14 protein-coding genes are annotated in these 18063 nt (G+C 60.7%); 10 read left to right on the top strand and 4 right to left on the bottom strand.

The genetic code is table 11. The features are described from left to right. Positions 1–32: 32 nt before the first annotated feature. Positions 33–1004, top strand: coding sequence for a nitronate monooxygenase (locus tag FIV05_RS05600; RefSeq protein WP_152508948.1), 972 nt, complete (start codon positions 33–35; stop codon positions 1002–1004). 339 nt (positions 1005–1343) lie between these two features. Further along, positions 1344–2483, top strand: coding sequence for a PepSY-associated TM helix domain-containing protein (locus FIV05_RS05605; protein WP_152508949.1), 1140 nt, complete (start codon positions 1344–1346; stop codon positions 2481–2483). Between the two features lie 398 nt (positions 2484–2881). On the opposite strand, the gene polA is transcribed toward FIV05_RS05605, so the two are convergent. From polA to FIV05_RS05620, 3 genes are all read right to left on the bottom strand, one after another. Continuing rightward, positions 2882–5872: a DNA polymerase I gene (gene polA, locus FIV05_RS05610; RefSeq protein ID WP_152508950.1), complete on the bottom strand. Its 2991-nt coding sequence runs from the start codon at positions 5870–5872 to the stop codon at positions 2882–2884. Between the two features lie 55 nt (positions 5873–5927). Further along, entirely contained in the window at positions 5928–6959 is a 1032-nt protein-coding gene (locus FIV05_RS05615) for an acyltransferase family protein (RefSeq protein ID WP_152508951.1), read from the bottom strand. Positions 6960–7077: 118 nt separating this feature from the next. After that, on the bottom strand, positions 7078–7590 hold the full coding sequence (locus FIV05_RS05620) for an FxsA family protein (RefSeq protein WP_152508952.1): 513 nt from the start codon (positions 7588–7590) through the stop codon (positions 7078–7080). A 238-nt stretch (positions 7591–7828) separates the two neighbouring features. Here FIV05_RS05620 and FIV05_RS05625 point away from each other — a divergent pair, with 238 nt between their 5' ends. The 7 genes from FIV05_RS05625 to trpS all read left to right on the top strand — a co-directional run bounded on the left by FIV05_RS05625 (position 7829) and on the right by trpS (position 16539). Beyond that, complete coding sequence (locus tag FIV05_RS05625) at positions 7829–8557, top strand: Tim44/TimA family putative adaptor protein (protein ID WP_023002384.1); 729 nt, start codon at positions 7829–7831, stop codon at positions 8555–8557. A 113-nt stretch (positions 8558–8670) separates the two neighbouring features. Next, entirely contained in the window at positions 8671–9789 is a 1119-nt protein-coding gene (locus FIV05_RS05630; RefSeq protein ID WP_209009865.1) for an MltA domain-containing protein, read from the top strand. Between the two features lie 3 nt (positions 9790–9792). Beyond that, a complete protein-coding gene (locus tag FIV05_RS05635) occupies positions 9793–10362 on the top strand; it encodes a Smr/MutS family protein (protein WP_075283210.1) in 570 nt (189 codons plus the stop codon). A 4-nt stretch (positions 10363–10366) separates the two neighbouring features. Continuing rightward, entirely contained in the window at positions 10367–10738 is a 372-nt protein-coding gene (locus FIV05_RS05640; RefSeq protein ID WP_023002387.1) for a helix-turn-helix transcriptional regulator, read from the top strand. 171 nt (positions 10739–10909) lie between these two features. Beyond that, a complete protein-coding gene (locus tag FIV05_RS05645) occupies positions 10910–13744 on the top strand; it encodes a [protein-PII] uridylyltransferase (RefSeq protein ID WP_152508954.1) in 2835 nt (944 codons plus the stop codon). Positions 13745–13776: 32 nt separating this feature from the next. Continuing rightward, positions 13777–15339, top strand: coding sequence for a murein biosynthesis integral membrane protein MurJ (gene murJ / locus FIV05_RS05650; RefSeq protein WP_023002389.1), 1563 nt, complete (start codon positions 13777–13779; stop codon positions 15337–15339). 120 nt (positions 15340–15459) lie between these two features. Beyond that, a complete protein-coding gene (gene trpS, locus FIV05_RS05655; RefSeq protein WP_152508955.1) occupies positions 15460–16539 on the top strand; it encodes a tryptophan--tRNA ligase in 1080 nt (359 codons plus the stop codon). Between the two features lie 587 nt (positions 16540–17126). Here trpS and FIV05_RS05660 read toward each other — a convergent pair. Beyond that, the gene (locus FIV05_RS05660; RefSeq protein ID WP_152508956.1) at positions 17127–17441 is read right to left on the bottom strand and encodes a cupin; all 315 of its coding nucleotides are present in this window, start codon (positions 17439–17441) and stop codon (positions 17127–17129) included. A gap of 138 nt (positions 17442–17579) precedes the next feature. Between FIV05_RS05660 and FIV05_RS05665 the strand changes: the two genes are divergently transcribed. After that, entirely contained in the window at positions 17580–17996 is a 417-nt protein-coding gene (locus FIV05_RS05665) for an Lrp/AsnC family transcriptional regulator (RefSeq protein WP_173013780.1), read from the top strand. Positions 17997–18063: the final 67 nt, after the last annotated feature.

The raw sequence follows: 18063 nt of genomic DNA on the forward strand, positions 1-18063 counted from the left end.
TCCTGAAATGATTTCCATGGCAGCGTGTCTGCATGAAACAATTGCTCGACACGCCCTTTACCCGCCGCTTTGCCGTTTCCCATCCGGTCGTGCTGGCGCCGATGGACAGGATTTCGGATGGTCGTCTGGCCGCTGAAGTCAGCCGCGCCGGTGGCTTCGGTATTATCGGCGCCGGTTACGGCGACCCGGACTGGATCGACGCTGCCTTCGATGCGGCCGGAAACCAGAGGGTCGGTCTTGGTGTCATCACTTGGAGTCTTCTGAAAAAACCGGCCCTCGTGGATCGGATCCTCGACCGCAATCCGGCGGCCCTGTTCGTTTCCTTCGGTGACGCGGAACTGATCGTAAAGGCCGCCAGGGAGCGCGGTATTCCCACAATCTGGCAGGTGCAACGCCTGGACCAGGCCGAACAGGCCCTGAAGGCCGGAACGGACGTTCTCGTCGCCCAGGGCCAGGAAGGCGGCGGTCACGGTATGGACCGGGGCCTGTCCGCCCTTCTTCCTGCGGTTCGCGATGCCGCCGGCAAGGAAACAATCGTGTTGGCGGCCGGCGGGCTTGCGGACGGGCGCGGACTGGCAGCGGCCCTCATGCTGGGCGCGGACGGTGTCATGATGGGGACCCGTTTCTGGGCAAGCGTCGAGGCGAACGGATCGGAAAAGGCCAAGGTTGCCCTGACCAAGGCGCACGGGGACGACACCGCCCGGTCCAGTGTGTTCGACGTTGCGCGCGGACTTGACTGGCCGTCGCAATTCACAGGGCGGGTTGTTCAGAATGCGTTTTCCCGCCCCTGGCTGGAGGATCCGGCAGGTTTGTCCGGTGCGGCTCACAAGATCCAGAAAACCTATGAGGCTGCCGACCCGGACGACTATTCCGTTCGCGCCCTGATTGCCGGAGAATCCCTCGATCTTGTGAAAACCGTTCAACCGGCGGCTAGGATCGTAGAGGACACAGTTCGAGAGGCGGCAGCGCTTCTTGCTCGCGCGCCGGATTTCGTCATCGGGTGAAGCCCCGCTTCCTCAAGACCACCCTGTCACCCGCTCCCGTCTCTATCGCCGCCTTTTCCGTCCAACCTTTGGTGCGGCAAATTGTATGCGGCTTGGAACACTCCTGAGGGTTTTGGTACCGGGGCCTCATGTGGACTCCCGGAAACCCTGGGCTTTTCAGCTGCCTGCGGAAATCGCCTCGGGCTCGTTTCTTCGCGGTGGCGACAACTGGTTACAAATTCTCGGCCAAACACCCTGCTGTTGCCTTTGACGCAGCGAGATCTTCGGCTTAGGCCTGTTGAAGCCGGTGGAGGAGGACCCGGCAACCGTCAAATCCGGTCTGAAACGGGCAGCAGTACCATGTCTTTCAAACGTATCGTTTTCTGGGCGCATCTCGTCGTCGGGGTCGCCTTCGGTCTCGTTATCCTCCTGATGTCAGCCACCGGCGTGGTCCTGACCTACGAGCGCCAGATCATCTCCTACATGGAAAGCCGCGCGGTCGTAAAACCGGCCTATGCGCAGCTCCTCTCTGTCGACGACCTGGCAACTGCCGTTCTGGCAAACGGCGGCCAACCCGGCAATTCGCTGGTCCTGCCAAGGCAGGACGGCGCCCCGGCCACACTTTCGGTCAGTCGGCGCGAGAACCATTTGCTCAACCCCTATACAGGGGAGCGGATCGACAATGCCGCGGAGGGCACAAGATCCTTCTTTGGCACGGTGACAGCGCTGCACCGCTGGTTTGCCCTTACTGGTGAAAACCGCGGCCTTGGGCGGGCCGTGACCGGTGCTGCCAATCTCGGCTTCCTGTTCATTCTGGTGTCCGGAATTTATCTCTGGTGGCCGAAGAAATGGACCTGGCGGATCGTCAAGCTGAACCTTCTCTTCCGCAGAAACCTGCCGACCGCGAAGGCACGCGACTACAACTGGCACCATGTCTTCGGCATCTGGTCGCTCGTACCGCTGTTTGCCGTTGTGGTCTCCGGCGTCGTCATTTCCTATCCCTGGGCCAGCAACATGGTGGCCGCCGTCTTCGGGCCGGTTTCGCCCGCAGCTACCGGCCAGGGTGCCGGTGAAGAACGCCAGGGTCAGAACCGCGCTCAGGGTGAAGCCGTCAGCCTGCAGGCCATTGCCGACACGCTGAAACAGGCCGAACCGGACTGGCAGACGCTTTCGGTCAAATTGCCCAACGGACAGGCTGCACGGGTGGTGATGACCGTCGATACAGGCAATGGCACCCAGCTTTCCCGCCAGACGACCTATACGGTCTCCACGGTTTCGGGTGAGGTGCTTGGCGTCAGCGGCGCCGAAGACCAGCCGGCAGGCCGGCGCGCCAGGGTCTTCCTTAGATTTCTGCACACCGGCGAGGTCTATGGCGTCATGGGCCAAACGCTCGCGGGGCTTGCCTCGCTGGCGTCGGTGTTTCTCTTCTACACAGGCTTTGCGCTTGCCTATCGCCGGCTGATCCAGCCGCTGTTCCGGCGCCGTGCTCAGCAGGCCTGAGGCCTGCTCTCCTGTCGGGACCGAAGCACCCGGAGCAAATCGCGTTTTGTCGGCATCGCTTTTCGCAGTCTGAAATCAGAGATTTCAACGCTAAAAGCGATGCAGGATTTTTTCAGGTTAAACGCGACGTGCTCTAGGGTGTGGACCCATAAATGAAAATGAAATGGTTTGAGGTGGATTGGTCTTCCTCAAGGCGCGGAAGCGCAGGAAATGTGGCTCATTTTCAAGCTTTCGCAACGCTGAGGAGGACCAATCCAGTCAAATCCGAAGGACATGAAAATGGCTTCACCTCGTGTCGTCAGTTTGCTTGACCGGGCAGAAAGCCCGCCCAGCGCACACTTCCTAACGCGATTTTGCCATTTCTCATGCCATTTCGTCTTCATTTATGGGTCCACACCCTAATGCGCCTCGTCCCAATTGTCGGCTGCGCGAGCGTCGACCTGAAGCGGCACGGAAAGTTTCAGCGCCGGATCGCAGGCATTTTCCATCACGTCCCTGATCACCGGAATGGTGGATTCCACCTGTGCATCCGGCACTTCGAAGATCAGTTCGTCATGCACCTGCAGCAGCATCTGCGCATCCAGCTTTGAGCCTTCCAGCCGGTTTTCCATGCGCACCATCGCCCGGCGCAGGATATCCGCGGCAGACCCCTGGATCGGGGCGTTGATGGCGGCGCGTTCATAGAAGGCACGCATGTTCGGGTTCTTGGTGTTCACTTCCGGATAATGCGCCTTGCGGCCGAAGATTGTGGTCACGTAACCGTTCGCATGAACCTGCTTCTTGGTCGCTTCCATGTAGTCCTTGATGCCCGGGAAACGCTCGAAATAGGTCTTGATATAGTCGCCTGCCTCGCCGCGCGAGATGCCGAGCTGGTTGGCGAGGCCGAATGCGGAAATCCCGTAGATGATGCCGAAGTTGATCGCCTTCGCCCGGCGGCGGACCATCGGGTCCATGCCTTCGATCGGCGTGCCGAACATTTCGCTTGCCGTCATTGCGTGAATGTCCAGCCCGTCGTCGAACGCCTTCTTCAACTGAGGAATATCGGCCATGTGCGCCAGGACGCGCAGCTCGATCTGGCTGTAGTCGGCCGAGATCAGCTTGTGACCCTTTTCGGCAATGAAGGCCTTGCGGATCTTGCGGCCTTCCTCGGTCCGAACCGGAATGTTCTGCAGGTTCGGTTCCGACGAGGACAGGCGCCCGGTGGTGGTTGCCGCCAGCGCGTAGGATGTGTGCACACGCCCCGTTTCCGGATTGATGTAACCGGGCAGGGCGTCGGTGTAGGTGGATTTCAGCTTGGAGAGCTGGCGCCAGGAAACGATCCGCGACGGCAGTTCGTGCCCTTCCGCGGCCAGATCTTCCAGAACCTGCGCCGAGGTCGACCAGGCGCCGGTCTTTGTCTTCTTGCCGCCGGGAAGCCCCATCTTGCCGAACAGGATATCACCAAGCTGCTTGGGCGAACCGATGTTGAAGCTTTCGCCGGCCAGCTCGTAAATCTCGGCTTCCTTGCCCGCCATGCCTTGCGCGAATTCACCCGAAAGGCGCGACAGCATCTGCCGGTCGACGGAGATGCCGCGCTTTTCCATGCGCGCAAGCACCGGCACCATCGGCCGTTCCAGCGTCTCGTAGGCGGTCGCCATACGTTCGGAAGCGAGCCTCGGCTTCAGGATCAGCCAGAGACGAAGCGTCACATCGGCGTCTTCCGCCGCATAGGCAGTTGCCTTGTCGATGGCGACCTTGTCGAAGGTGATCATCGACTTGCCGGAGCCGCAGATTTCCTTGAACGGGATCGGCTTGTGATCGAGCCAGCGCTCGGACAGTTCGTCCATGCCGTTGCCGCCCTTGCCGGCATCGACCGTGTAGGACAGCAGCATCGTGTCGTCGTAAGGCGTAATGTCGACACCGTAACGTGTCATCACCAGCCAGTCGTATTTGAGGTTCTGCGCGATCTTGAGAACCGAGCGGTCCTCCAGCATCGGCTTCAGCACTTCCAGCGCGTCTTTCAGCGGGATCTGGCCTTCGACAAGACCGCCACCGCCAAGAAGATCACCCTCGCCGTCGACGTGGCCAAGCGGCACATAACAGGCCTTGCCGGGCTCGGTGGACAGCGAAACACCGACAAGCTCTGCCTGCATGGCGTCCAGCGATGTCGTTTCGGTGTCGAAGGCGACGTAGCCCTTTTCAAAGGCCGCGTCGCACCATTCCTTCAAGCGGTCGAGGCTGGTGACGGTTTCATAGGTGCTGCTGTCGACCGGGATCGCCCGGATCGTCTGGGCGCGTGCATCGGCAACGGTCTGCGGTACCAGCAGGCCGGAGTTGTCCGGATCAGCGTCGCCCGGGGTTTTTGCAGCTTCCGAACCCGCGCTGTCACTGCCGGCCGGGCGCTCCATCATCCGGCCCTTGTGGTCCGGAACATCCCATCCCGGAACCTTGAGGTCCGATGCATCGACCGTATCCAGATCGGCCCCGGTCACATCCGCAACGCGCCGGGTGAGGGTGGTGAACCCCATCGCCTTCAGGAAGCCGAGCGCCTTGGGTCCGTCAACATCGGTTACCGACAATTCGCCCACCGGCACCTTGACCGGCACATCCTGCTTGAGAGTGACGAGCTGCCTGGAAATCCGAGCCTGATCGGCAAATTCGATAAGGTTTTCCCGTCGCTTGTTCTGTTTGATCGTGTCGGCCTTGGCGAGCAGCGTTTCCAGATCGCCGAATTCATTGATCAGCAGGGCCGCGGTCTTCAGACCGATACCCGGCACGCCGGGCACGTTATCGACGCTGTCGCCCGCCAGCGATTGCACCTCGATGACCTTGTCGGGACCGACGCCGAATTTCTCGAACACCTCGGCTTCGCCGAAGGTCTTGTTCTTCATGGTGTCGATCATGCCCACCTTCGGGCCGATCAGCTGCATCAGGTCCTTGTCGCCTGAAACGATGGTCACTCGCGCGCCCTGTTCGGCAGCCTCACGGGCATAGGTCGCGATCAGGTCGTCCGCCTCGAAGCCTTCCTGCTCGATGCAGTGAACCGAAAAGGCGCGTGTCGCTTCGCGGATAAGGCCGAACTGCGGCACCAGATCTTCCGGCGGGTCTGGCCGGTGGGCCTTGTATTCCGGATAAATCTCGTTCCGGAATGTCTGCGCGGAATGGTCGAAGATCACCGCGAAATGGGTGGGCTCGTCGCCTTCCTCCGGTGTCAGGCCTTCCTGCAGCAGCTTCCACAGCATGTTGCAGAAGCCCGAAACCGCCCCGACAGGAAGCCCGTCCGGCTTGCGCGTCAGTGGCGGCAGCGCGTGATAAGCGCGAAAAATGAACGTGGACCCGTCGACCAGGATGAGATGGTCATCGGCGGTGAGGGCGGAGGAGGTGCTTTGCGTCGACATGGCGCGGATCATGCCCGCAGCCTGTTCTGGAGAAAAGTCCTAAAGTTAAAAATTCCAAGCTTGCCGATCACTCAGCTGCCTGTGCCTGACGTTTCCCGCCAAAGGTTCCGCTGAGATAGGCCCAGGCGGGCCTGCGGAACAGGAACCAGCCGATGTTCGTGCGGCGGATCAGCCAGAACAGGATCATCGGACTAACCGACGCCACCAGCGTCACGATCAACGACGTTGTGCCGATATCAAGGATGCCCAGCTTCAGCAGAATCACCCGCGTCACGCCCATGGGGAAGAAGAAGGCGAGATAGATGACGATCGAGTTTTCGCCGAAATGCTGGAGGAAACCGAGCTGGCCCCATTTCACGATCAAGGCGCTGGTGAGGATGATGGCACCCGCACCGGCCGCACCAAGAACGAGCGCAATGACCGGCAGATGTGCCCAGCCGGCATAGACCAGCGTGCCGTTCACCAGGCCCCAGACCAGCAGACACGCGAGACTGATCCCGATCCGCTCGCGCGCCCAGTCGGCCAGGGCAAAGATCTGCGGAGCAAAAACAAAGCCGGCATAGAAGAAAACGAAACGGGCCGCGAATTCATCGACCAGCAGCCAGCCGGTGTGGATCGGCGCGATCTGCAGAAGTGCGCCGACGGCCAGAACCAGTTGCCACGGCACACCCTTGTCGTGGGCGGCCTTCGACACGACGAAGAAGACCGGCAGCATGTAGATGAACCACAAGGTACCGAAAGGCTCGATGAAACTCAGGAAATAGAGTTCCACCGTTGCGCGAACGCTGGTCTCCTCGATGAAGACGGGCGCCTTCACCAGAAACTGGATCGTCATCCACAGCACGTAAAAGTAGGCAAAGTGGACGAGCTTGCGATCAAGATAGAGTTTCCAGTCGCGGGTAATGACGTTCGACAGGAAAAGGCCCGAGATCAGGAAGAAATCCGGCATGCGGAAGGGGGCTGCAAAGGCGACGACCACATGCATCCAGCCTGTCTGGCCAGCGGCGGCTTCCACGCCAAGCACCGAATGCATCATCACGACGAAGATGATGCAGATGCCCTTGGCGGTATCCACCCAATCTACACGCCTGGCGCTCATTCTACCGCTGCCTGCTCCGCTTCAGTCCGGTTTTGGGTCCAATTCAGCGCAGACATAACCTTGACTGGTAAATATTACGCATACACCAGCAGTCACGTTTTAGTGAGCGTTTGGGAAATCAGGGCTTCGCGTTGTCCGAGCCATCCTGCCAGGGGCTGAGCTTCGGCTGGCCGGAGCCACCACTCGTGCCGCTGTTTTTTTCGCTCCAGTCGCCTTCGTCCAGGTCCACGACGCCGTCATCCGGCCGGCGCATACCACCGCCCCCATCGACGATAACGACGTTCGATCGGGCAATGATGAACCGCGCCAGCGCTTCGCGAACCGGCGGTATGAACAGGAGCAGGCCGATGGCATCCGTGACGAAACCCGGGATCAGCAGCAGAATGCTGGCAAGAACGATCATTGCACCCTGCATCACCTCGTTTCCGGGTGTGCGGCCGGCATCCAGCTCCGTTTGCATGCGCATCAGCAGTGACAGGCCCTGCTGGCGCAGCATCACTGTCCCGGCCAGCGCGGTGATCACCGTCAGCAGGATTGTCGGGAATACACCGATCAAGCCTCCCACCCAGATGAACATCGCAATCTCGATCAGGGGCAGAAGAAGGATTGCGGCAATGATATAAAGTCCCACGGGAGCTCCATCGTCTGATAAGCTATTCGGACCTAAGGTAGACATTCACTCGCAAAAATGCGAGCAGGCAGTCACGAAATGGCTATGAATGCAAAGATTCAGTCTTGCTCTTGGGTCTGGATGCTGGTTCAAGGACCCCCTAAATAGGAAGCAGACAGGCCTTGCGTACGAGGCTGCGCTCACCTGGCAGTTAGAGCAGGCGGCTCTAGGGCCTCAAAAAGGGTAACCGGAAGTTACGATGAACGAGATTTTTGACCCGTTGAACCTCCTCCTGATGGGACTTGCGGTTTTCATTCTGTTCAGACTGCGATCGGTGCTGGGCAAACGCACCGGCAATGAGCGCCCGCCATTCGACCCCTATTCCAAGCCCGATCAGCCGCGCGAACGCAAAAACGGCAACGATCAGGACAATGTCATCCCGATGCCGAACCAGACCACGCTGGAGGCCGAGCCGGTCGAGGAGAGTGGTCGTGGTGGCGACGTCGTGATCGACAAGGTTGCCCCGGCGGGCTCCGCATTGAACAGCGCCCTGAAACAGATCCTGTCCGTCGACCGCAGCTTCGAGCCGGAACCCTTCCTGGAAGGCGCACGCGCCGCCTACGAGATGATCGTGATGGCTTTTGCGGACGGCGACAAGAAAGCGCTGAAGAACCTTCTGTCCCGCGAAGTCTATGAAGGCTTCGTCACCGCAATCGACGATCGCGAAAAGCGTGGCGAGACCATCGAATCTACCTTTGTCGGCATCGACAAGGCCGAAATCGTCGAAGCTGCGCTGAAGAATTCGACCGCCCAGGTAACCGTGAAGATCCACAGCCAGCTGATTTCCGCCACGCGCGACAAGGCCGGTGAAGTGGTCGACGGCGATCCGGCCAAGGTAAGCGAAGTGATCGACATCTGGACCTTCGCCCGGGACACCACGTCCCGCGATCCGAACTGGAAGCTGGTCGCGACCGAATCCGCAGAGTAATCACGATGCAGGGCAAGCGGAACACGCGGCCCCGGCCGGGCTTCCGGCTTGTCCCACTGCTAAAGGGCGCGGTTCTGGCCGCGCCGCTTTTCTTTTCAGGAGCTGCCTCAGCCATGGTACCAGGCCAACGGATCCCGGACCGGTTCGAGGCAATCTCCTTCTCCAGTCTGCCGGGCTGGCAAAACGACGATCATGCCGCCGCCCTTGCCGGTTTTCTACGCCTGTGCCGCAAACCGGAAATCCTGACCCAGGACACCGTTTTTCCCTCCGTCGCCGCAGCAGATCTGCAAACGCTCTGTAACGACGCCGAAAAGGCCGCAAAGTACGGTGATGAAGCGCCGCGGGACTTTTTCGAAAGCCGGTTCACGCCGCACCGAATTGCCCAGAGCGGATTTGTGACGGGCTATTTCGAGCCGGAACTGGCCGCCTCGCGGGTCAGAACCGACATATTCCGGTATCCCTTGCTCAAAAAGCCGGAAGGCCTGGAGGCGATCACGCCGGAAAACCGGCCACAGGACTGGCCCGAAACGCTCAGCCATGGACGGCGGGTTGATGGACGCGTCACCGAAATGCCGGATCGGAGCGCCATCATGGATGGCAAGCTCGATCCGGAAAACCTCGAACTCGTCTGGCTTGCCGATCCGACCGACGCCTATTTCGTGCATGTTCAGGGCTCGGCAAGGCTGCGTCTTGCGGACGGAAGCGCGATGCGGGTCGGTTATGCGGGCAAGACAGGCCACCCCTACACCGGCATTGCCCGGTTGCTGGTGACGCGCGGAGAAGGCACGCCGGAGGACTTCACGGCTGCCGGACTTCGTGCCTGGCTGGAAGCGCATCCGGAGGAGCGCGATCAGCTGTTCCGGCAAAACCGGTCTTTCATCTTCTTTCGGGAAGTCGACGAAATCGGCGTGAACGACGGGCCCGTCGGGGCCGCGGGCCTTCCCCTTGCGGCAGGCCGCAGCCTTGCGGTCGATCCGAGTTTCATTCCCTATGGATCCCTGGTTTTCGTTGCCTCCGCGCTGAAGGATCACGACAGCGACGACGGCGCTTTCCGACGGCTGATGGTGGCAGATGACACCGGATCGGCAATCAAGGGACCGGCGCGGGGCGATATCTTCGTCGGATCCGGGCAGACGGCAGGCGCCATTGCCGGAGAAATCCGCCACAAGGCCGAGTTCACGATCCTGGTGCCGAACATCCGTCTTGGTCCCACTGGTGTGGCGGCGGACTGAGACATGGCAAGACGGGGTAAAAAAGGGACACTGTCGCCGGAAGACAGGGAACTGTGGGGCAAGGTTGCCAAAACCCTGACGCCGCTGCATCCGGACAGGGCTCAGGACCTCAAGGCCGAGCTTGAGAAAATCACCGAAACCGAACCGGCGGCACCCGCAAAGGCGCTGAAAACCGCGACCGCGATCCAGGCTCCCGCTGCGGCCAAGGCGCCGCCAACACCGCTGCCGCTGCATCAGCTGGAACACCGCTACCGCCGCAAGCTGGTGCGCGGCGTGAAGGCCATCGATGCGCGGATAGACCTGCACGGCCTGACCCAGCATCAGGCGCATGACCGGCTGCGCGGCTTTCTCTACCAGGCGCAGGCGAGAAGTCATAAAGTCGTGCTGGTAATCACGGGCAAGGGCAGCGGTGACGCACGCGCCTATATGGACGAGCGCGGCGTTTTGCGCAGAATGGTGCCCCAGTGGCTGTCGATGCCCGACTTGCGATCCGTGGTACTTGGCTACGAGGAAGCCCACGCGAACCACGGCGGCGGCGGCGCACTGTACGTTCGCATTCGAAAAAGAAGGTAGGGCCGTGACCCCACTTGGCGCAAAAATCCGGGAACTCAGGATAAAACGGGATGTGTCGCTGAAGGAAATGGCAGCGGCCTTGTCGGTTTCCAGTGCCTATCTGTCCGCGCTGGAACATGGCAAGCGTGGCAAGCCAACCTGGTTTCTGGTGCAGCGAATCATCACCTATTTCAACGTCATCTGGGATGAGGCGGAAGAAATCCAGCGCCTGGCCGAACTGTCCGACCCTCGCGTCACCATCGACACGGCCGGCATGGACCCGAAGGCCACCGAACTTGCCAACCAGCTTGCGCTGAAGATCGGAGGCCTTTCCGAAGAGTCTCTTGCAGCCCTCCTGCACCAGCTCCGGGTTGCCGCCGTGAAGGACGGTGTGTAACGACGCATGCCCTCGCCAGGTTCAAACCATGGCATGTCGGTGCATTCCTGTTTCTGTTCCGATTGGAACGCAGCCTGTTTCAGGTCAATTCAGGATTTACGTGTCCTTCAACCCCATCCTCTATATAACCTCCAGCAAACCTGCGCCTGCTGAACGGAACACTGGACCAGTATGAAACTCTCCCAGGAAGACCTTGCCGGACTGATCGATGCCGACGACCTGAGAAATCGCCTGACCGCGCTGACGGCCGGCAATGACGGCGACGGTTCGGACATGAAGACCCGTTCGGCTGTTCTTGCGATGCTGAAGCAGGTGGTGAAAGACGCTCGCGGCAAGGCCCAGGCGATGCTGGACGAGGACGGCGGCGGGCTGCTGTGCGCCGGGCGGCTGTCCTATATCCAGGACGAACTGATCCGCGTGATCTACGATTTCGCCCTGCACCACGTCTACCGGATCAAGAACCCGTCCGCCGCGGAGCGAATGTCCATTGCCGCCGTCGGCGGTTATGGCCGGGGCACGCTGGCGCCGGGGTCCGATATCGATCTTCTGTTCGTGCTGCCCTACAAGCAGACCCCCTGGGGCGAGCAGGTAGTGGAATACATCCTCTACATGCTCTGGGACCTGGGCTTCAAGGTAGGCCACGCGACCCGGAACATCGAAGAGTGCATTCGTCTGTCCAAGTCGGACATGACCATCCGCACCGCCATTCTGGAAGCCCGCTTCATCTGGGGTGACGAAGCCCTGTTCGAGGAACTCGTAGAGCGTTTCGACAAGGAAGTGGTCGAAGGCACCAGCTCCGAGTTCATCGCCGCCAAGCTTCAGGAACGCGACGACCGCCACAAGCGCCAGGGTGCCTCGCGTTATCTGGTCGAACCGAACATCAAGGAAGGCAAGGGCGGCCTGCGCGACCTCAACACCCTGTTCTGGATCGCCAAGTACCATTACCGCGTCAAAAGACAATCGGAACTGGTCAAGAAGGGTGTTCTGACCCGTTCGGAATATTCAAGGTTCAAGAAATCGGACGACTTCCTGTGGGCGGTCCGCTGCCACCTGCATTTCCTGACAGGACGGCCGGAAGAGCGCCTGTCCTTTGATGTCCAGCGCGAGATCGCGATCCGGCTCGGCTACACCCAGCATCCGGGCATGAAGGATGTCGAGCGTTTCATGAAGCACTACTTCCTGGTGGCCAAGGATGTCGGCGATCTGACCCGCATCATCTGTGCCGCACTGGAGGAAGAGCATGTCAAGGAACCGCGCGGCAAGGGCCTGACCGGCATGATGCGCCGCCTTCGCGCAGGCCGCGTTTCGGCAACCGCCAAGCCCGTTGAAGGGGCGACCGGCTTCGTGGTGGAGAACAACCGCCTGAATGCGGTATCCGACACCGTGTTCGAAACCGATCCGACCAACCTCTTGCGGGTGTTCCAGATCGCGGACAAGCATGACTACAACATGCATCCGCAGCTGACCCGCCTGATGCGGCATTCGCTGAAGCTGGTCGATGGAAGCCTGCGCGCCGACCCTGAAGCGAACCGGCTTTTCCTGTCGATCCTGACCTCCCGGCACGCACCGGAAAAGACCTTGCGCAAGATGAACGAAACCGGCGTACTCGGCCGCTTCGTACCCGAGTTCGGCAAGGTGGTGGCGATGATGCAGTTCAACATGTATCACCACTACACGGTCGACGAGCACCTGATCCGGTCCATCGGCGTGCTGGCCGATATCGAGCGCGGCAATTCCGGCGACGACCATCCGCTGGCGACCGACCTGATCCTGACGCTGCAGAACCGCAAGGTGCTGTTTGTCGCCATGTTCCTGCACGATATCGCCAAGGGCAGGCCGGAAGATCATTCGATCGCCGGCGCCCGGGTCGCGCGCAAGCTGTGCCCGCGTTTCGGACTGAACGACGCGGAAACCGAGACCGTTGCCTGGCTGATCGAGCATCACCTGGACATGAGCACCATCGCCCAGTCGCGCGACCTGTCGGACCGCAAGACGATCACGGATTTCGCCAACACGGTGCAGTCGCTCGAAAGGCTGAAACTGCTCCTGATCCTGACTGTGGCAGACATTCGCGCCGTCGGACCCGGCGTCTTCAACGGCTGGAAAGGCCAGCTGCTGCGCACGCTGTACTATGCCACCGAACCGCATCTGTCCGGCGGCCATACGAAGATGTCGCATCGCCAGACCATCGACAAGGCCAAGGAAGAGCTCGGCAGCAAGCTGGAGCACTGGTCCGCCAAGGACCGCAATGCCTATCTGAACCGGCATTATCCGGCCTACTGGCTGCGTACGGAGCCGGAACGGCTGGTGTCCCATGCCGAACTTCTGCACAAGGCCGACAAGGACAAGAGGCAGCTTGCCTTCCAGGTCATCCCGCGCGCCTTCGAGGGTGTGACCGAGCTGACGATCATGGCGCCGGACCATCCGCGCCTTCTGTCGATCATTGCCGGGGCCTGCTACACGACCGGTGCCAATATTGTTGACGCACAGATCGACACCACCACAGACGGCTACGCGCTGGACACGATCTTCATCGGCCGGGAACTGCCGGACGACGAAGACGAAAAGCGCCGCGGCGAGCGGATTGCCAAGCTGATCGAGACCACGCTGCGCGGCGAAGAGCGGCTTCCGGAGCCCGTTTCCAAGAAGACCGGCGTCAAGGGCCGCATGAAGGCCTTCAAGGTGGCCAGCGAAGTGCTGGTCAACAACGCGCTGTCGGACGAATACACGGTGCTGGAGATTTCCGGCCTCGACCGGCCGGGCCTGCTCTACGACCTGACGCGCTCCATCGCGACGCTCAATCTGAACATCGGTTCGGCCCATATCTCGACCTTCGGCGAGAAAGTGGTCGACGTTTTCTACGTCACCGATCTCACCGGACAGAAAATTGCCAACATCGGCCGTCAGGAAATCATCCGTGAGCGCCTTGCCGATGCGGTCGACGGCCATGTGGAACTCGATCCGGCAGCTCCGGCAACCCGCAAGGTTCAGCGGCAGGCTTCATAAGTGCATACCTTCCTCTTCGGAGTCCTTCCGGCATGAGTCTCGTCCGCAATTTCGCAACCGTCGGCAGCGCGACCCTGCTGAGCCGCCTGCTCGGCTTCGTTCGCGACGTGCTTCTGGCCGCCGTCGTCGGGGCCGGTCCGGTTGCCGATGCCTTTGTGGTGGCCTTCCGTCTGCCCAATCTGTTTCGCCGGCTGTTCGCGGAAGGCGCCTTCAACTCCGCCTTCATCCCGCTGTTCGGGCGAACGGTCGAGGAAGAGGGCGATGCGGGTGCGAAGCGGTTCGCCGGGGAAATCGGCGCAGCGCTGCTGTTCTGCCTGCTGGTGCTGACTGCTTTTGCGCAGATCTTCATGCCGCTTGTGGTGTGGGCACTGGCACCGGGCTTCGTGGAAGACCCTACCAAGTACGATCTGACGGTGCTGATGTCGCGGATCGCGTTCCCCTATCTGATCTTCATGTCGATGCTTGCCTTCATCGGCGGCATTCTCAACACCTATCAGCGCTTTGCCGCTGCTGCCTTCGCACCGGTGATGCTGAACGTGGTGATGAGCGCCGTTCTGGGCGCAGTGCTTTATCTCGGTATCAAGGACGACACGGCGCTCGGGGTCATTCTGGCTATCGGCGTCACCGTTGGCGGGATCGTGCAGTTGATCGTCGTCCTGATTGACCTGAAGCGCCTCGGCTTCAAGATCCCCGTCTTCCGCCCGCGCTATACCAAGTCAGCCAAACGCCTGCTGATGCTTGGCATTCCGGGCGTCGTTGCCGGCGGCGTCACCCAGATCAACATTGCCGTCGGCCAGATCATCGCCTCCATGCAGGAAGGCGCCAATGCGCTGCTCTATTTCGCTGACCGGCTCTACCAGTTGCCGCTCGGGGTGATCGGCATCGCCATCGGCGTGGTGCTTTTACCCAGCCTGACGCGGCAACTGCGCGCCGGGCAGATGGGCGCTTACCAGCACAGCCTGAACCGCGCACTGGAGTTCTCACTGGTGCTGACCCTGCCGGCCGCGGTTGCCCTGGCTGTCATACCGCAGGAGATCGTCTCGGTGCTGTTCCAGCGGGTCCGCTTCGATGCCGCCGCCGTGGAAGGCACGGCTGCAGCCCTGACGGCATTTGCCTTTGGCCTGCCCGCCTTTGTGCTCAACAAGGTATTTTCGCCCGGCTATTTCGCGCGGGAAGACACCAAGACGCCGATGATCTTTGCCGTTGTCGGCATGGTCGTGAACGTCGGCTTCTCGATCGCGCTGTTTCCCATGCTCCAGCATGTGGGCATCGCGCTGGCCACAACGCTGGCTGGCTGGGTGAACACCGGCCTCCTGATCATCGTTCTGTGGCGACGGGGCCATTTCCAGCCCGATTTCAAGCTGCTCCGACGGCTGTCGCTGGTGGTGCTCGCAAGCCTGCTGATGGGGGTCGCGGTGCATTTTGCTGCCATTTACATGGCCTCCTGGCTATCGGCGCCGTGGCTGGCGGTGCGCGCGGGCAGTCTCGTTCTGCTCGTGCTCGTCGGCATGGTCACCTTTGCCGTCTTCACCCAGCTCAGCGGCGGATCCGACCTTGTCGGCATGCTGAAAGCGTTGAGACGGCGCAACACCTGACCGCGAAACGCCGGAGCACGCCGTTTCCAGCTTGCATGCATAACGGACCGGGCTTAAACCCGGCCCGCCCAAACATTCATAGCGCCCTTCCAACCGGCCGCACCATCAAAGGGATTTGAAATGGCGGAGTTCCAGCCCCGTGTCTTTTCCGGCGTCCAGCCGACAGGCAACCTGCATCTTGGCAACTACCTGGGCGCCGTTTCGCGCTGGGTTCCGTTGCAGGATCAGATGCCGACGATCTTCTGCGTCGTCGACAGCCATGCCATCACTGCAGGATTTCCGGATCCGCACGAGCTTGCCCAGGCAACCCGTGAAGTGACCGCTGCCTATATGGCCGCCGGCATCGATCCGAAGAAATCGATCATCTTCAACCAGAGCCAGGTTCGCGAACACACCGAACTTGCCTGGATCTTCAACTGCGTGGCGCGCATGGGCTGGCTCAACCGCATGACCCAGTTCAAGGAAAAGGCCGGCAAGAACAAGGAAAACGCTTCCGTTGGCCTGTTCGCCTATCCGAGCCTGATGGCCGCCGACATTCTGGCCTACCGCGCGACCCATGTTCCGGTCGGCGACGACCAGAAGCAGCACCTGGAACTGACCCGCGACATCGCCGCCAAGTTCAACAACGACTTTGCGGACCGAATCAAGGAACTGGATATCGGCATCGAGAACCCGACGCCGTCGCCGGAGCTGCCGGAATATCTCTATTTCCCGATGACCGAGCCGATGATCGCCGGCCCGGCCACCCGGATCATGTCGCTGCGTGACGGCACCAAGAAGATGTCGAAGTCCGATCCGTCGGACCTGTCGCGCATCAACCTGACGGACGACGCGGACTCGATCTCCAAGAAGATCAAGAAAGCCAAGACCGATCCGGACGCCCTGCCGAGCGAAACCGACGGACTGGAAGGCCGCCCGGAAGCAGACAACCTGGTCGGCATCTATGCCGCCCTGAGCGACGCGACCAAGGCCGATGTCCTGAAGGAATACGGCGGTCAGCAGTTCTCCGCCTTCAAGCCGGCCCTGTCCGACCTGGCGGTGGCGAAACTCTCGCCGATGACCGACGAAATGCGCCGCCTGATGGACGACAAGGCACAGATCGACGCCATCCTGAAGGAAGGCGTCGAAAAGGCCTCCGCCATCGCCGAACCGGTGCTGAAGGACGTTCGCAAGATCATCGGTTTCCTCGACGTCCGGTAAACAGACGCGACAACAACCTGATCCTGAAAACCCGGCAGGTTTCTGCCGGGTTTTTTGTTTGGGTAACCGCAATCCGCAACGTTCCACCTTACACCGTTGCGCCTTGCCCGGAAAAAAGCGGAGATCCGCCTCATACCCTTGCAGGTCGTCATCCCCGCGCAGGCAGGGATCCAGTATCCAGCTGATTTGCGATTATTCGCCTCGGACGACACGGCGTACTGGATCCCGGTCTTGCCGCGTTGCGTCAAACCGGGATGACAAATCATGGCAGCACGTGGGAGCCGGCACTGACGACAGCCAATGCTGACTCCCGGGCTTTGCTATGCATTGCCTGGGATGAAAAGGCAGGCCTTTTTCCCTTCCTCAATTCCGTCATCCCATGGCTCGACCATGGGATCCATGCCGATACGCCCCAAATCGGCGAAGCTTTGCGGTGGACGAAGGTCATGGGATGGATTGCAGGGTCGAGCCCTGCAATGACGGGGTGGGTTGAGAGGTTGGGACTTTCATCCGGTCGACGGGGCTCACCAACCGGTTTGTACATTGCCACTGCCTCCGCTCCCTGGGCTGCCCCGTGACCTCTCTCGTCAAACGCTATCCTTGCGCTCGACAACGAGCACCCTTGCCTCACCGACCGGATGGGCCACATGGGCATCGCCGTCGTTGGCGAAGAAGATCTGACCTTCGGTCAGGCGTTGAACCTTCTCGGTTGCGGCCTCGCGGTAGTGCATGTCGACCGTGCCCGACAGAACCACGAAGACTTCCGGACCGTCGTTGACGTGCCATTTGTAGGGCTTGTCCGTCCAGTGCAGGCGGACCGTGATGCCGTCCAGTTCACCGATCAGACGTGACCCCCAGGCTCTTTCCGCCGTAAAGCTGCTTGTATCGAGATGGAAATCCATGAAACTCTCCCGCTGCAAAATCACTCAAGGGTGCTATCGCGGACAGGCTCTCGTTTCTTCCGGCATTTTCACCGGTTCGGCCGGTCAATTGCCGGCGAGCGGCGGCAGTTCGACACACAGGACAATGACAGAAGACCCATGGATTCAATCGACCGGACCTTGCTGCAACTGCTGGAAGCCGACAGCCGGACACCTGTGAAAACGCTGGCTGCCCATGTCGGCCTGGCCCGGTCGAGCGTTCAGGCCCGGATCCGGAAGCTGGAAGAAACCGGCGTCATTCGCACCTACACGATCCGGATCAGCGATCCGGAGCCGGCCGAAATCGAAGCCTATCTGTGGATCCGGACGGGTTCGGCGACCTGTGCGGCGATTGCGCCGGTGGTTTCGAAATTCGAAGAAGTTCTCCAGTGCCGCTCGATTTCCGGTGACAGGGACATGGTTCTGCTGGTGCGCGCCCGGACGCTGGAGAGCCTCGCCGAGCTTCGCAACCGTATTGCTGCCCTTGATGGAATTGCCAATGTCGAGACCCATCCGGTGCTGAAAGACTGGATATGAACGCGGTGCGAAATTCCCGATTTACTTTTTTTGTCAGGCAATGAAACGGTTTCTCAAAGTTTACAAC

This window comes from Labrenzia sp. THAF191a, from assembly GCF_009363335.1.
Taxonomy (GTDB): domain Bacteria; phylum Pseudomonadota; class Alphaproteobacteria; order Rhizobiales; family Stappiaceae; genus Roseibium; species Roseibium algicola.

Bases quoted from the DNA above. Each gene is read 5' to 3' on its own strand.
- FIV05_RS05625 (WP_023002384.1), top strand. From the start codon at position 7,829: ATGAACGAGATTTTTGACCCGTTGAACCTCCTCCTGATGGGACTTGCG.
- FIV05_RS05605 (WP_152508949.1), top strand. From the start codon at position 1,344: ATGTCTTTCAAACGTATCGTTTTCTGGGCGCATCTCGTCGTCGGGGTC.
- FIV05_RS05660 (WP_152508956.1), bottom strand. From the start codon at position 17,441: ATGGATTTCCATCTCGATACAAGCAGCTTTACGGCGGAAAGAGCCTGG.
- FIV05_RS05635 (WP_075283210.1), top strand. From the start codon at position 9,793: ATGGCAAGACGGGGTAAAAAAGGGACACTGTCGCCGGAAGACAGGGAA.
- FIV05_RS05630 (WP_209009865.1), top strand. From the start codon at position 8,671: ATGGTACCAGGCCAACGGATCCCGGACCGGTTCGAGGCAATCTCCTTC.
- FIV05_RS05665 (WP_173013780.1), top strand. From the start codon at position 17,580: ATGGATTCAATCGACCGGACCTTGCTGCAACTGCTGGAAGCCGACAGC.
- FIV05_RS05645 (WP_152508954.1), top strand. From the start codon at position 10,910: ATGAAACTCTCCCAGGAAGACCTTGCCGGACTGATCGATGCCGACGAC.
- polA (WP_152508950.1), bottom strand. From the start codon at position 5,872: ATGATCCGCGCCATGTCGACGCAAAGCACCTCCTCCGCCCTCACCGCC.
- trpS (WP_152508955.1), top strand. From the start codon at position 15,460: ATGGCGGAGTTCCAGCCCCGTGTCTTTTCCGGCGTCCAGCCGACAGGC.
- murJ (WP_023002389.1), top strand. From the start codon at position 13,777: ATGAGTCTCGTCCGCAATTTCGCAACCGTCGGCAGCGCGACCCTGCTG.
- FIV05_RS05600 (WP_152508948.1), top strand. From the start codon at position 33: ATGAAACAATTGCTCGACACGCCCTTTACCCGCCGCTTTGCCGTTTCC.
- FIV05_RS05615 (WP_152508951.1), bottom strand. From the start codon at position 6,959: ATGAGCGCCAGGCGTGTAGATTGGGTGGATACCGCCAAGGGCATCTGC.